Source organism: Novosphingobium kaempferiae (assembly GCF_021227995.1).
Taxonomy (GTDB): domain Bacteria; phylum Pseudomonadota; class Alphaproteobacteria; order Sphingomonadales; family Sphingomonadaceae; genus Novosphingobium; species Novosphingobium kaempferiae.
Genome location: NZ_CP089301.1, coordinates 5376039 through 5390984 on the forward strand (window position 1 = coordinate 5376039; position 14946 = coordinate 5390984).

Below are 14946 nucleotides of genomic sequence, written 5' to 3' on the forward strand. Positions count from 1 at the left end.
CGGGTACGCGCGGTGCGCGGGAAATGGGCTTATCCCGTCAGGTGAAGCATTGTGTTCATTCAGCCATATTGCGGTTCTGTGGGAAGTGGTTGGTTGTTGTTGAGCGCGAAAGGCCGCGGGGGACATCGCCATGCCCCCCGCGTTCAAGCAGCCGTCAGAACAGCGTGAACTGCGCTCCAAGCCACAGTGTCCGGCCATTGTTGCGGACCTGATAGGCGGGGCCGTAGTCCGTCACTCCCATGCGATCGACGATCTCCTGATCGAACAGGTTGCGCCCTTCCGCCATGACGCGCAGGTTCGGGGTGATCGCGTAGCTCACCTGCAGGTCCACCAGGGCGCCGTAGCTGACGCGGCGGTCGTTGGCTGGAACGTAAGTCTGGTTGGGAACCGACGACTGCTTCTGGGCGAACAGGTTCGCCGCGAAGGGCCCGTAGTTGTAGGAGAGCGAGGCGTTGACGTAATGCCGCTGCGCCGCATCGACGAGGCGCGTGTCGTTGGGCGGGGTGCCGCCGCCTCCATTGATCGCGGTGCTGCGGTAGACGATGTAGTCGTAGGACAGCATCAGCCCCAGATTGCCGAGGCTTTCCGGGAAGAACCCGAGATGCGGGTCCGACCAGACGACCTCGATCCCGCGCAGGCGTCCATAGACCTTCTTGTCGCCGACCTGGGTGACGTTGCTGGTGTAGGTCACGATTTCGCGGACACCATCGGCCGCGATCGACTGCGTGCTGCTGACAGCCGGGATGTCGCGCAGGTACTTGGAGAAGGCCCCGATGGAGAAATAGGCGTCGTGGCTGCCGTAGTAGTACTCGGCCGATGCATCGAAGTTGGTCGAGCGGATCGGCAGCAGGTACGGATTGCTGTAGCTGATGGTTCGCGTGACCGGCGTGTCGTAGTTGGTGACGAGGCGGCGGGCAGGGCTGTTGATGGCAGGGCGCTCCAGCGACTTCGAGAACGCGGCGCGCAGCTTCAGGCGGTCGGTGGCGTCGAAGTAGCCATAGACGCTCGGCAGGACGTGCCAGTAATTCTGCTCGTAGTGGCGCTCACCCCAGCGGCCGGTCGCGTCGGGTTCGAAGTCGTCGAGTTCGCGGTGCGTGCGAGCCGCGCGCAGACCTGCGGAAAGTCGGGCGCGATCGAGCGAGTAGGAGGCGACGCCGTAGAGGTCGACGATCTGCTCCTGTCCGTCGAAGTTCTGTCCGTACCCATCGGCGGGATCGACCGCATAGAGCCGGTTGGCATCCGGCGAGGCGATCCCGCGCTGGTTTATCAGGCTCAGGAAGGTGTCCTGGTTCCAGTCCAGCGGATCGAACAGCGTAACCGAGGATGCGTCGGTTACGTCAGCCAGGCTGATCGACTGGCCCGAAGGAAGGATGCGGGCATAGCCGCGCTGACGGTTGGTGCGGTCCAGCGTCTTGAGCTGGGCGCCCACCTTGATGCCGAGGCCCTGGTCGCCCGTATCCACATTATGGGCATAGTCGAGACGGGCGAAGTAGTTCCGGTCCGTGCTGCGGACGTCGTTGACGGTGACCTTGCCGCCCAGCCGATAGTTCGCGGGGTCGGCCAGCGCAGTGCTGGTGCCGGGCGTGAAGTCCAGCCCGTTGTCGCCGAAGCTGTAGCCGATGGGCGAGGTGAGTGCGCTTGACGCGGCGCTGAAGCCACTGGTGGCGATACCCCAGGCGCTGACGCGGTTGAACGTCGCGCCGAAGCGGAACGACAGGGCGTCCTTGTCGCTGATCGCATAGTCCGCACCCGCGATGGCGATATGACTGCGGATGAGCGGGCTTTCCGAATGGTTGAAGCCGAACGTCGCGCTGGCGCGGTTGAACTGTCCTTCACCCGAGGAGACACCGGTTGCCGTGGCGGCCGAGACATTGACGCTCGACGTGCGCTGGTCGGTGGTGAAATCGTGCGAGAAGTAGAAATACTCGGCAAAGAGGGAGAGCGCGTCGGTGGGACGGAAGTCGAGGCGGGCCATCGCCGAGATGCGCTCGCTGCGGGTATAGGTCGCGCCGCGCGTCAGGGCGCCGTTGGGCACCAGGTTGCCGGCGACGTCGGTGTAGCTGCCGACCGAGATCGCGTCCTGCCGCGACCCGAGTCGGTCGATGCCTGCGCCGACCGCAAGGCCGATGCGCCCTTCATCGTCAAGCTTGCCGCGCCATGTGGCCGATGCGCGCAGCGGCTGGCGAGTGTCCATGTCGCCGTCGTGACGGCTGTTGCTGCCGATGAACGCGCGCGCATCGAGGAGGTGCTGGCCATCGCCGTCGAGCCCGCTGATGGTCGTCAGCGCGACGTGGCCGGAGTTGGCGTTCTCATCCATGTCAGGCGTGACGGTCGTGGCGACGACGACGTTCTTCACGAAGTTCGCGCCAAGCGCCTCGGTCGAGGTGGCGCGCGAACCGTTGATGTAGGTGGTCAGCAGCACACCGTCGATCGACTGGGACGCGGCCGCATTGTTGAGGCCGCGGATCGAGACGTAGCGGTTCTCGCCGCTCTGCGTATCGTTGCGGCGGATGCCGGGCAGGCGGAGGAGAACGTCCGATACGCCGAGGTTGGGCAGGCGCTTGATTTCAAGCTCGGTCACGGCGTTGACGACGGTGTCGCTCTGGCGCTTGAGGGTGCCCTTGCGGGACGAGCCGGTGACGACGATTTCCTCGGCGCGCGAAGCGGCGTCCTGCGCGCTGTCGGTCCGGTCGGCGGCTTCGATAGTGCTCTGGCGTGCTGGGCGCAGGACGATGGTGCCCCCGCTTTCGCTGGCGACCTCCAGGCCGCTACCCGCCAGCAGGCGCGCGAGGGCCGCCTTCGTGCTCGACTTGCCCTTGATCGCGGGGGAGCGCCGGGTCGCGATGCGGTCGGCGGGGAAGAAGATCTGGATTCCCGCCTGCTTGGCGAATGCCGTCAGCGCGGCAGGAAGCGACTGTGCGGGAATGTTGAACGACAGTGCGTGGCCCGCAGTGGCCTGGGTATTGCTTTGGGCTGCGGCGGGCTGCGATGCGACGACGCATGCGATGGCGAAAAGGCTGGCATGAGCAATGCCAGTGCGAGAGGGTGCCCCGAACATTCCGGTTCCTTCGATCGGTCAGATGACATCAGCGTCACCGGCCCAAAGGACGATTGGCATGCTGCGGGGCCGCCAAGTTTCCGGAAAAATTTACCTGACGTACCGCAAAATTTACCTCGCCGCGCTGATCCGCGTGCCTTGCGCATTGGTATCGACGCGCGCATTCAGCGCGAGGGTCACGGCATCCAGGAACGCGCTGGGGTCTGATGTCGTGAAGCGTCCGCCCACCCGCAAGTCGCGCAGTTCCGGTGCGACCTCGATCTTGCGGGAGAGATAGCGGTTGTATTCGTTGGCCGCGTCTTCGAGCCGCTCGTTCAGGAACACGATGTCGCCGCTCTGCCATGCCGTCAGCACGGCGCGGTTTTCAGCCGTCGTCGGCTGCATCGTGAGGCCGTTCGCGGTCAGGTCGGCGCTGTGCCCGGCTTCAACTGCTGCCCCGATCGCTCCTCCCGGCATACCACCGAGCAGCGACGTGCCGCCGGTAAGGATGGCGCGCCCGGCCAGCGCGGTCAGGCCCACACGTTGGTCGACAAGGCGGGCATTGAAGCGCCCTGCCGACAGCGTGAGCGTGACCGGCCCTCCGGAGAGCATCGCCGGTGCCCCTCGGGCAAGGCTCAATGCGATCTCGCCGCGATCCAGCCTCAGTTTCCTCGACTCGCTGGTGAAATGCCAGGACACGGCGGTATCGGTGTTGAGTTCCAGCACGCTTGCATCGGGAAGGGCTATCCGGCGAAGTTCGCCTACACCCGTGCTCGCATGATCCCACGCGAGCGCGCGCGTACTGTAGAGCCCGGCCCCTGCGGACACGAACACCGCGCCGAAGCAGGCAGCCTTCAGCAACCGTCGCCGGGACAGGTCGGTCTGCCCCTGTCCCGAAGCCGCAAGCGCATCCTGTTCGCCCAGTGTCTCCCAACTGGCCTGAACCCGGGCGAAGGCGAGAGCATGGCGTGCATCGGCATCACGCCAGCGGCGGAATTCCTCACGATCCGCCGTATCGAGCTGCAGGCGCGACCACCAGCCCGCCGCCTGCGCCTCAACCGTATCGCCGTCTTCCGCTTCGTCGCCTCGAATGCCCACGCGTACCTGCCAAAACCATTCATTAACAGGACGCGTCACGCGCGGCGCACCTCCATGTCGGGATCACGATTACAGGAAAATAATGGCAGGGCGCCAGCCCTTAGCGGCTGACCGCCTCATCAGGTGAAACCGGATCATCGGCATCGACGATATCGGATTTTCGTGTGGCTTTCCGACCAAGCGGGCCATCGATCGACAGCGCGGCGGTGAGCAGTTGCATCCCCCGTGCAAGGCGCTTTTCGAGGGTCGAAAGGCTCTCTCCGGTAGCGCGGGCGATCTCGCTTGGCGTTTCTTCCGAGAACCGGCGACGCAGCACGACGGCGCGGCACCTTTCGGGCAGGGTATCGAGCGCCGCCTTGACCCGGCGCAACTCGTGCCGCCCGGCCGCCTCGCGGAAGGGGTCCGGCGCTTCATCGGCAATATCGAATGTCTCGATTTCAGCCAGTTGCTGGAACGAGACGATGCGTGCCCGGCGCATGCGCTCGATCGCTGCATTGCGGATCATGCGCAGCACGTAGTTCGCCGGATTGTCGATGGCTGCCCAGCCGTCGATGGCGAAAAGCTTGAGGTACACCTCCTGGACGATGTCCCGCGCGTCCTCCGCGTCGGACGTCAGGCGCAGGGCAGCGGCGAGGTAGCGCCGCTCATGCGGAAACACCTCGTCGATGAACCATCTGTCGATTGGACGAACTTCCGGCATCCCGCCCAGCCCCGGTTGAACCGTGTCGCCCGGTACGGCCTGCACATGTCAATTTAGCGACTGGACGGCGCGATGTTGCCGGGAGGACAGAGCGATATTGCGCGGAAAGCCGTCTCGGCATGTGTCGGGCGTTAACAATATTTCACGCCATGACAGAATAGTTACGGGTTTTTACGCCGGGCGGCGTTTGCGCGAAATGACGGGGGCAGCCGTTTGATCCTTCGCTAGAGGCGCGTTGAGCGCCCGAAGCCGCGCCGGATCGCCGATGCTCTCGCACACGCAGCAAGGAGCATCCTGTGCAGTATTCCGGTCGTGCGCGTTCCAGTCTGAAGAATCCCTCGAACCTCACCGTTTCACGCCTGGCGTTGCGGCTGGGCACCTGCCTGGGCGGCGCTGCCGCATTCCTGCTGGCAGGCACTCCTGTCAGGGCGAGCGAGGAATGCGGGCCGCTCACGCTCACGACGGTCATCTGCCCAGCCTCCGGTGCTTACGAGGGCGGCGTCACTTACGTGATCGGTGACGAAATGCCTCCGCACGATCTGACCGTTCGCCTTGGCGACGGCCTCTCGCTGGAAACCGGAGATGACTACGTCAATGGGATCACCGTCACCAACTTCTCGGGCGGTGCGACTGCGATCATCGCTGACGGCGCGAGTTCGGTCACCACGCACGGAGGCGGCTCGATCGGGATCGCGGGGATCACCGGGGCGGGCGACCTCACCATTCACGCGGGCGATGTCACCACGTCGGGAGGGCATGCGCTGGGCGTCGTCGCCGGCAGCGTTTCCGGCAATATCGACGTCGATCTCGGATCGGTGACGACGCGGGGCGACGAAGCGGACGGCGTGACAGTCACAGGCTACAACGGCAACATCGACGTCGATCTCGGATCGGTGAAGACGCGTGGCGAATATGCGGATGGCGTGATTGCTATAGGCTACAGCGGCAATGTCAGCATCTCGGTCGGCAAGGCGGAGACCGAGGGGTTCAACGCCAACGGCATTTTCGCGGCGTCGGTGCTTGGGGACGTGTCGGTCACGGCAGGCGAGGTCTCAGTCCACAACGACCGCTCATCCGGCATTTTCGCGACTTCGGACCAGGGCAGCGCATCCGTGGACGTTGGCACGATTACTGTGGGCGGCAGTTACGCAGCGGGTATCTATGCCTCCGGCTCGGCCAGTACGAGCGTCCATGTGGACCGCCTGTCGACGGTCGGCGCCTATGCATATGGCGTCATCGCCACGACGACGGGTTCGGGCGACACGCGCGTCGATGCGGGTTCGATAAAGACGGGGGGGCTCTACGGCACGGGCATCATCGCTTCCAGTCTTGGCGGCAACACCGCAGTGATTGCTGGGACGGTGAGCACTCAGGGCATGGCGGCGAACGGCATCGTCGCCAGCGCCGGGCACAACGTCAGCGTTGATGCAGGAGAGGTCGTCACCACCGGTGATTTCGCTACCGGAATCGCCGCGACGGCGGGAGTGTACCAGCCCGGGACCGCCACCATTACCGCAGGTACGGTGGAGACTCAGGGGATGCAGTCCGACGCGGTGTTCGGGCGCTCGTGGAATGGCGATGTCGTGATCGACGCGGGCGCGGTGAGCACCACGGGCATGGCGTCGGCGGGTATCGTCGGCGTGAGCTACGGCGGGACCGGCGGGATTTCCATCACGGCGGGCTCGGTCTCGACCAGCGGACTCGGCGGGACAGGCATCGCTGCCGCGAGCTATGGCGACGTCGGCAAGGTGGATATCAAGGCGGGATCGATCGCGACTTCGGGTAATTATGCCGACGCCATCTACGCCCTCTCGGCGCACGGCGACATCACTATCGAAGCCGACGAGATTACGACTGAGGGCTACATCTCCGACGGCATCTACGCGGTGTCGGGCGGCGGCAACATCACCATCGCTGCCGGTAGCGTATCCACGCAGGGCGGTCGCAGCGATGCCGTGTTCGCCGAGGCGCGGCAGGGTATGGTCGACATCACTGTTGATGGGACCATCAGCACGAGCGGCAGCTACTCAAGCGGTATTGTCGCCGTCGGCGAAGAGGTGAAGATCGTCAACAAGGGCACGATCCACACCAGCGGCGACTACTATTCCTACGGCATCGCCGCGTTGTCTGGCGATTCCGGGCTGACCATCACCAACGACGGCACCATCGCCAGCGACGGCGCATTCGGCGGCGGCATCATCGCGCGCAGTTCGGGCGATATCACGATCGACGGCAAGGGCTCCGTCTCGGTCGGCAGCCTCTATTCGAACGGCATCGATGCGCGGACGCAGTACGGCTCCATCGCCATCACGCAGAGCAAGGTCGACATCGACAGCGACTTCGGCACGGGCATCTATGCGCGTTCCGGCAAGGGCAACGTCGATATCGCCGTAACCGATCTGAACGTCACCGGCTACGCAGCGGCCGGTATCGTCGGCATCAGCGGAGCCGGCGACGTGACGGTGACGAGCACCGGATCGATCAAGGCGTCGCACGATTACGGGCATCTCTACGGAATCGTCGCCATTGCCGGAGGTACGGCAACGGTCGTGGCGCACGACATAGCCGTCGCAGGGCCGGTGTCCTACGCGATCCGCGCGGACGGCGGCAGCGCCGTGGTCAGCGTTACCGGTGCGGTCACGTCGCAGGGCGATCTCTACGGCCCCGGCGCCGCGATCACGGCGGTGGCGCGCGACATCGACGGCAAGGTCACGGTGACGAGCAAGGGCGCGATCGCGACCACCGGCAAGTACAACGGCGGTATCATGGCTCTTGCCGGGTTCGAGCCGGGTGAGGACGGCGGAATAACCATCCATGCCGGTGGGGCGGTATCCACCAAAGGTCTTGCCGCGACGGCGATCTATGCCAGCGCCCTTAACGGCCACGTCGAAGTGACTGCGGGAGACGTTTCCACTCAGGGTGATTTCTCGGCCGGTGTGAAGGCGTTCGCGGCGTCCGGCGGAGTGAACGTGGCGCTTTCCGGTGCTGTCAGGACGAACGGCCGTGCCAGCTACGGCGTCCTCGCTTTCGGAGAAGGCCCGATCTCGGTTTCCAGTTCGGGTGCCGTGGCGACACAGGGGCTGGGTGCGCATGGCATCTACGCCGTGGGAGGCGCTACCTCCGGCACAACCGTGACCGTCCGCACCAGCGGCGCGGTTTCGGCCAGGGGCGATCTCGTCAACGCGATCCGCGCCAAGGGTGTCGGCGGTGATGTCTCGGTGATCGCGACCGGGGCGATCACTGCTGAAGGAAAGTACGCTGGCGGCGTCGTTGCGGTTGTCGACAGGCAGGGGCGCGGCGGCGATCGCCCTGCGGCATCTTTCCGCGCAGCCGAGCGCGCGCCTGTGCTGACGGTCGATGTCGGGCAGGTCAGTGTTTCGGGGGAGGGATCGACCGCGGTTACCGCGCTGAACTATCAAGGGGACATCACGATCCGCACCGGGAAACTGACTGCGATGGGCGGGGGTGCGGGGCTTTCCGCGCTCGGCGCAGGAAACGTGTCGATCGTCAATGGGGGTGTCGTCTCCGACGCGCGCGGCATTCTGGCGCGGGCGCGGGGCGACATGCGGCTCACCCTAACCGGCAATATCGATGCGGGGAACGACGTCGCGGTGGAACTGGGCTCGGACTACGGCGCATCGGTGCTTGACATCGCAAAGGGCGTGACCGTGATCGGCGGTGGGAGGCATGAGTACGAGGGCGCGATCGGCAAGGGTAATGCGCTTATCCTGGGCTCACAGCGCGGTGTGACGGTGAACAACGCGGGGCTGATCCGCAACATGGGGGATCAGTTCACGATATTCGTCGGTAACGTCACCGACTGGGAGCCGACCAGCGTGCCTGCGGGCACTTTCGGCGCCACTATCAACAACACGGGCGTGATCGAGGGTAACGTCCGCCTGACATCGATTCAGGACGTGTTCGTCAACGCAGGGCAGTTCGTCGCCACGCGCGACAGCGATTTCGGCTCGGGCCGGGACGTCTTCACGAACAGCGGTTCGCTCGTCGTTGCGCCGGAAGTGGCCCAGCTACGCGCGGGCCAGCGCGTGACGGGAGGCGGGTCCATCACGTTCAAGGGGCTCGATCTGTTCGAGAACAGCGGCGTGATCGAGATGCGCAACGGATTCGTCGGCGACAAGCTGGTGATCGAGGGGGACTATGTCGGGTCCGGCAACGCGCGGCTCGGCCTCGATATCGGCAAGCTGGCGAGCGACATGCTGGTCGTGGAAGGCGACGCCAAGGGACATACGTCCATCCTGCTCGACGGCAAGGCATCCGAGGCGACGCTGTTCGCTACGGTCACTCTGGTCCGGGTGGAAGGCAAGAGCGCGGCGGACACGTTCAGCATCGCCCGGCCCGATGTCGGCCTGATCCGCTATACGCTCACCTACGATACCGCGGCTGGAACGTATGGCCTCGCCGGGCGCGCCGGTGCTCCGGTGCATCGCGCGGTCAAGCTGGGTGAAGGCGCTCGGGCGATCTGGGATCAGGCTGCACAGGCGTGGTCCGGGCACATGGCGCACCTGCGCGACGACACCGGCGCCGGCACACGCCTGTGGGGACAGGCCTATGGCGGCGTGATCGACCGCGACCAGTCGGTTGTCATCGACGGGGACGACTACGCGCTCGATTATCGGCAGGACTTCTTCGGCTTCCAGATGGGCGTCGATCTGGCGGGATCGCAGGCGGACGGTGGCAACGGCACCGTCTTCGGCGTAAGCGCCGGTTATGTCAGTTCACGCCAGAACTTCACCGAGGGCGGCGATCGGGCGAAGTTCGACACCGTCAACTTTGGCGGCTACGGCTCGCTACGTTCGGGAGCGTTCTACGCGAACCTGCTGGGCCAGTATTCTCACCACTGGATCGGGGCCCGCAGCATCGCGCTCGGCTGGTCGGACAGGACCACGGGCGACGGCTACGGCATGCAGGGAGAGATAGGTGCGCGGCTGGGCACGGACGCCTTCCTGATCGAACCGCAGGCGTCGCTGGCGTGGCAGAAAGACGATCTGGGTGCCCTCCATCCCTTCGGGCAGGCTCTGGAGTTCGGTCGTGGCGAAGGGCTGACCGGACGCATCGGCGCCCGCGTCGGCGGAAAGCTTGGCCGGGCCGCGGCGTTCTACGCCAAGGGCGCGTGGGTTCACGAGTTCAGGGGCGAGGGCAAGGTCACGCTGACAAGCGGCGGCCTTTCCGAGATCGTCGATGGCATGCGCCCTTCGGACTACGGTCAGGCGGCGCTGGGCGTGACTATCCTGTCCAGCGGACCGGTCAGCGGCTTCGTCGAGGGCAACGCGGTGTTCGGGAACAACGTCAGCGGCGGCGGTGGCCGTGCGGGCGTCCGCTTCGCGTTCTGACGCAAGGCTTGAGGCGGCATCGGGAGGTTCCCGGTGCCGCCGCAGAACTCAGCCGCGCAGCGACTGCATGCGCTGGAGGTAGCGCGCCAGCACGTCGATCTCGAGGTTCACGCCGTCGCCCGCCTGCATCGCGCCGATGGTGGTGACTTCGGCGGTGTGGGGGATGATGTTGAGGGTGAAGCGGCAGGTGCCGTCGGCCTCGTCACTGACCTCGTTCACGGTCAGCGATACGCCATCGACGGTGATGGAGCCCTTGGGCGCGAGGTAGGGCGCGAGTTCCTTCGGCGCGGCGATGGTGAAGCGGCGGGAGTCACCCACCGGCTCGATGCTGGCGACGGTGCCGACGCCATCGACATGGCCGGTGACGATGTGGCCGCCGAGTTCGTCGCCCAGTTTCAGCGCCGGTTCGAGGTTGAGCTTGCTGCCCTGCTCCCAGCGCCCGGCGACGGTACGGGACACGGACTCGGCGGAAATGTCGACCGCGAACCATGCGTCACCGGCGACGCCGCCCTTGTCCACCACGGTCAGGCACACACCCGAGCAGGCGATCGAGGCGCCCATGGCGATGCCCGCCGGGTCGAAGGGGCAGGCGATGACCGCGTGCAGGTCGCCGGTCTGACGGGCTTCGCGGATGGTGCCGATGGCGGTGACGATTCCGGTGAACATGGCCTAACCTTCGTGAATGCTGAGCGCCTCGTAGACTTCGAGCGTGTCGCTGCCAAGCTGTCGCCGTTCGGCCATGCGCCAGTGCCCATGCGCCTGTGCGAGAGCGGAAAGGCCGAAGTCGCCCAGCGCGGGCCTGCCGCCCAGCAACACCGGGGCGCGGTAGATCAGCAGCCTGTCCACCAGTCCTGCCGCCAGGAAGGCCGCGGCGGCATGCGTGCCGCCTTCGACGAAGAGATACTGGACGCCCGCCATGCTGCTCACCGCTTCCGGCGAGGGCAGGGTGTGCCAGCCTTCCGGCGCTTCGCCGCGGGTCAGCACCCAGCGCTGCGGGCTGCGCTCGGCAAGACCCGGAAGTCGCGCATCGAGGCGCGGCGCATCGGCGCGCAGCGTGCCCGCGCCGACGAGGATCGCGTCGGCGCGGGCACGCATGGCGTGGGTGTGGGCGCGGGCCTCGGCCCCGGTGATCCACTGGCTCTCCCCACTCGCCAGCGCGATGCAGCCGTCGAGCGACAGCGCGAGTTTCAGCGTGACTTCGGGGCGGCCCAGCCTGCTGCGGATCAGATATCCTGAAAGGCTGGCAGCGCAGGCGGGAGAAGGCAGGTATTCGGCGGCTATCCCGGCGTCACGGATGCGGGCAATGCCTGCTCCGGCGGTGCGCGGATCGGGGTCCATGCAGCCGACGACGACGCGGGCAAGGCCCGAAGCGCTGACCAGATCGGCGCAGGCGGGGCCGCGCTCGGACTTGTGGGCGCAGGGTTCCAGCGTGACGTAGAGGGTCGCACCCTTCGCGGCTTCACCGGCTGAGGCCAGCGCCACGGCTTCGGCATGGGGCCGACCGCCGGGTTGCGTCCAGCCGCGCGCGATCACGCGGCCATGCTTCACGATGATCGCGCCGACACCCGGATTCGGCCTGCTCAGCGGGCGGGCACGCGCGGCAAGGGCGGCGGCGGCGGCGAGCCAGCGCGCGTCTTCGCTCACTGGCCGGTCCTCACTGTCCGTCGGGGGCCGGGGCCAGCGTGGGGTTGGCGATGCCGCCGCGCCGCAGGGTTTCCTCGACGCGTTCACGGTCGGCCTTGGCCTTGGCGGCTTCCTCGGCCTCGGCTTCGCGGGCGATCTTGTCCACGTCCATGCCGGAATAGCGGCCGATCGCCTTGTAGAGATCGCGCACTTCCTTGTCGCGGCGGGCGAGTTCGCGGGCGTTGGATTCCTTGGCCTTCTGGTTGGCGATGTTCTCCGCCCTGATTTCCTCGTCCGTCCGGTGTTCCTTGAGGACGGAGATCCAGGTGACCTTCGGCGGCGGGTGCGGGGCGCTGCCTTCCTGCGTGAACATCAGGTAGAACACGCCGAACGTGCAGGCGGCGGAGACCGCGGCGATGCGCCAGCGGTTGTGCCCCGCCTGCTGCCAGACGATCTTGAAGTCCGCGACCATCCCGGTCGGGTTGACGTGTTTCCAGTATCCGGAGCGCTTAAGCATGGCGCCTAGATAGAACCTAAATGCACCTAGCGCTACCCGAACGGCACATAGAGCGCCCGACCGTGCGCCTTGAGCCATCTGTTGGCCTCATGGACCGACCCTTCGAAGATGGTCTTGAGGAAGTGATGGAAGGCGGGCGAGTGATCGAAGTGGACGAGGTGCGCGACCTCATGCGCGACCACCGAGCGGCGCACCGCATCGGGCGCCATGACGAGCCGCCAGTTGATCCGGATCGTTCCTTCGTGCGAGCACGAACCCCAGCGCCGCTGCGCGCTCGACAGGGCGAGCGGCGGGCAGGGTTGGGCGGCGCGCTCGCAATATTCGGCAAGGTCGGCGGCGAGGAGGTCGCGCGCCTCGGCCTGGAGCCAGCGCAACACGCGCGGGGCGAGCGAGTCGGGCGGACCGCCGAGCCGAAGTTCGCCGTCGTCCACCACCGGGCGGCGCGGCGCTGTAAGGTCGTGGCGGACCACCAGCGCATCGCCCCGGAACGTGATCGTTGCGCCGTCCGCCAGCGGGCTGGCATCGGGCAGGGCGGCGAGTTGCTTGGCCAGCCAGTCGCGGCGGCTCTGCGCGAACGTCAGGGCTTCGGCGCTGCGGGTCCAGCGCGGGATCGAGATGCGCACCTCGCTGCCGTCTGGGGCAAGGCGCATGGTCATGCGGCGGGCGCGTTCGAGGCGGCGGATCACCACCGGCAGCGCGCGACCGGATACTTCGACGACGGGCTCTTCCCGGGGATCGCGCCGCAGCCAGTCCAGCACCGCCGTCAGCCTTTCCCGCCGGGCGGCGGAACGTCCCAGGGCTCGGACGCATCGTCGTCCTCCCAGTCCTCCTCGTCCTCGTCGCCGTAGGGCCAGACGATGTGCTGTTCGAGCGGCCCCGCCACCGTCTCGGAGATCACCTTGCCCGCCACCGATATGCCCGCTTCGTGGATCGTGTCGCGGCTGCCGCTGATCAGGTAATGCCATTCGGGCAGGGGATCGCCATCGGCGCGCAGGCGATAGGCGCAGCTTGGCGGCAGCCAGGCGTACTTGCCCGCCGTCTCGGGCGTCAGCTTCAGGCAGTCGGGCACGAAGCTGCGGCGGTTCGCATAGTCGCTGCACTGCGCGGTCTTGAGGTTGAGCAGCTTGCAGGCGACGTTGGTGTGATAGATCTCACCAGTGTCCTCGTCCTCGACCTTGTGCAGGCAGCACTGGCCGCAGCCATCGCACAGGGCTTCCCACTCCGTGCGGCTGAGCTGGTCGAGGGGGCGTTCCCAGAAGGGCTTTTCGCGCGTCACGCTAGCGTCACTTCACCCACCTGGCGAGTTCGGCCTCGACCGCCTCGGGCTTCTGGTCGATCGGCAGCATCGCGATGGGCTTGCCGTCCGGGTCCATCAGGTAGGCGATGCGGCTGTGGTCCATGAGGTAGCCGCCCGAAGTCTCCGCGCCCTTCTTGTAATAGGCGGCGAAAGCCTTGGCGGCCTTGTCGACCTGCTCGGGCGAGCCGGTCAGGCCGAGCAGGCGCGGGCTGAACGCGGCGGTCCACTGGCCGACCACCTCGGGCGTATCGCGCGCGGGGTCGATGGTGATGAAGATCGGCTGCACTTTCGCGGCCTGCGCCGCGTGGCTCTTCTCGAACAGCGCGAAGCCGCGCATCAGCGACTGGACGTCGAGCGGGCAGGCGTCCGGGCAGAAGGTGTAGCCGAAGTAGACCACGCGCCAGCTGCCCTTGAAGCTGTCCCACGTCACGGACTTGCCGTCCTTGTCGATCAGCGTGAACGGCCCGCCGATGGCGGCGCCTTCCAGCGGCGGGCGCTCGGCGCTCGGCTGCTGCGAACAGGCGGCGAGCGGCAGGCCCGCCAGAAGCATGATCGCGGCGAGGTGGCGGAATGAACGGTATGTCATGGCGCCATCGCTCATGACCTGCTAGACGATTCCATGCAAGGCGCGGGTGGCGGGGCCGCGCGAAAGACCTGTGGTGGAAGGACATTCTAGGTGTTGAAGATCAAGATGCGCGGCGTTGCGGACCTGGCTCGCGCGGTCCTCAAGGTTGCGATCCCGGCTTTCGCGATGGCAATGCTCGTCGCTTCGCCCGCTCGCGCCGACTTTTCCGAGGGCTACAAGTTCCTTGAAGCGGTGAAGAAGAAGGAAGGCGACAAGGTCGAGGAGGCGATCATGAAGTCCTCCCAGATCATCAACGCCAAGGACGTGACCACCGGCGAAGGCGCGCTGCACATCGTCACCGCCCGCCGCGACCTCACCTGGCTGAGCTACCTCATCGCCAAGGGCGCCAACGTCAACGCCACCGACGACCGTGGCCGCAGCGCGCTGGAACTCGCCGTGAACCTAGGCTGGCGTGAAGGCGCGCAGCTTCTGCTCGACCAGAAGGCGCAGCCCGACACGCCGAACGACGCGGGCGAGACGCCCCTGATCTTCGCGGTCCACCGCAAGGACATGCAGCTCATGAAGGCGCTGCTCGAAGCGGGCGCGAACCCGGACCGTTCGGACAATTCGGGCCGTAGTGCGCGCGACTACGCCAAGATCGAGGGTGGCGGTGCCAATCTCGCGAACGTCATCAACACTTATGCCAAGAAGGGTGCCGGCAAGAATGCCAAGCCCGTCTACGGCCCGACGTTCTGAAG

Annotated in this window: 11 protein-coding genes; 2 read left to right on the forward strand and 9 right to left on the reverse strand. The window is 66.4% G+C overall.

Annotated elements, in window-relative coordinates:
• Positions 1–154: 154 nt before the first annotated feature.
• The 3 genes from LO787_RS24470 to LO787_RS24480 form a co-directional block, all read right to left on the reverse strand.
• Positions 155–3058, reverse strand: coding sequence for a TonB-dependent receptor (locus LO787_RS24470; protein ID WP_232493559.1), 2904 nt, complete (start codon positions 3056–3058; stop codon positions 155–157).
• 111 nt (positions 3059–3169) lie between these two features.
• Positions 3170–4135, reverse strand: coding sequence for a FecR family protein (locus LO787_RS24475; RefSeq protein ID WP_232493560.1), 966 nt, complete (start codon positions 4133–4135; stop codon positions 3170–3172).
• A 100-nt stretch (positions 4136–4235) separates the two neighbouring features.
• Positions 4236–4835, reverse strand: a complete 600-nt coding sequence (locus tag LO787_RS24480) for an RNA polymerase sigma factor (RefSeq protein WP_232493561.1) — start codon at positions 4833–4835, stop codon at positions 4236–4238.
• A gap of 296 nt (positions 4836–5131) precedes the next feature.
• On the opposite strand from LO787_RS24480, the gene LO787_RS24485 reads away from it, so the two are divergent.
• Positions 5132–10186, forward strand: a complete 5055-nt coding sequence (locus LO787_RS24485) for an autotransporter domain-containing protein (RefSeq protein ID WP_232493562.1) — start codon at positions 5132–5134, stop codon at positions 10184–10186.
• A 48-nt stretch (positions 10187–10234) separates the two neighbouring features.
• Here LO787_RS24485 and LO787_RS24490 read toward each other — a convergent pair whose 3' ends face one another.
• Genes LO787_RS24490 through LO787_RS24515 form a run of 6 tightly spaced genes read right to left on the reverse strand, consistent with a single transcriptional unit; the run spans position 10235 to position 14224 of the window.
• Positions 10235–10852 carry a riboflavin synthase gene (locus LO787_RS24490; protein ID WP_232493563.1) on the reverse strand — a complete coding sequence of 206 codons (618 nt, stop codon included), beginning with the start codon at positions 10850–10852 and terminating at the stop codon, positions 10235–10237.
• A gap of 3 nt (positions 10853–10855) precedes the next feature.
• Positions 10856–11830: a bifunctional diaminohydroxyphosphoribosylaminopyrimidine deaminase/5-amino-6-(5-phosphoribosylamino)uracil reductase RibD gene (gene ribD / locus LO787_RS24495; RefSeq protein ID WP_232493564.1), complete on the reverse strand. Its 975-nt coding sequence runs from the start codon at positions 11828–11830 to the stop codon at positions 10856–10858.
• A gap of 10 nt (positions 11831–11840) precedes the next feature.
• The gene (locus tag LO787_RS24500; protein WP_232493565.1) at positions 11841–12326 is read right to left on the reverse strand and encodes a hypothetical protein; all 486 of its coding nucleotides are present in this window, start codon (positions 12324–12326) and stop codon (positions 11841–11843) included.
• 32 nt (positions 12327–12358) lie between these two features.
• Positions 12359–13084: a M48 family metallopeptidase gene (locus tag LO787_RS24505; RefSeq protein WP_232493566.1), complete on the reverse strand. Its 726-nt coding sequence runs from the start codon at positions 13082–13084 to the stop codon at positions 12359–12361.
• Between the two features lie 5 nt (positions 13085–13089).
• Positions 13090–13602 (reverse strand): YcgN family cysteine cluster protein, encoded by a 513-nt coding sequence (locus LO787_RS24510; protein WP_232493567.1) that lies wholly within the window; start codon positions 13600–13602, stop codon positions 13090–13092.
• A gap of 7 nt (positions 13603–13609) precedes the next feature.
• Positions 13610–14224: an SCO family protein gene (locus tag LO787_RS24515; protein ID WP_420847775.1), complete on the reverse strand. Its 615-nt coding sequence runs from the start codon at positions 14222–14224 to the stop codon at positions 13610–13612.
• Between the two features lie 75 nt (positions 14225–14299).
• Here LO787_RS24515 and LO787_RS24520 point away from each other — a divergent pair, with 75 nt between their 5' ends.
• Positions 14300–14944: an ankyrin repeat domain-containing protein gene (locus tag LO787_RS24520; protein WP_232493569.1), complete on the forward strand. Its 645-nt coding sequence runs from the start codon at positions 14300–14302 to the stop codon at positions 14942–14944.
• Positions 14945–14946 lie beyond the last annotated feature (2 nt).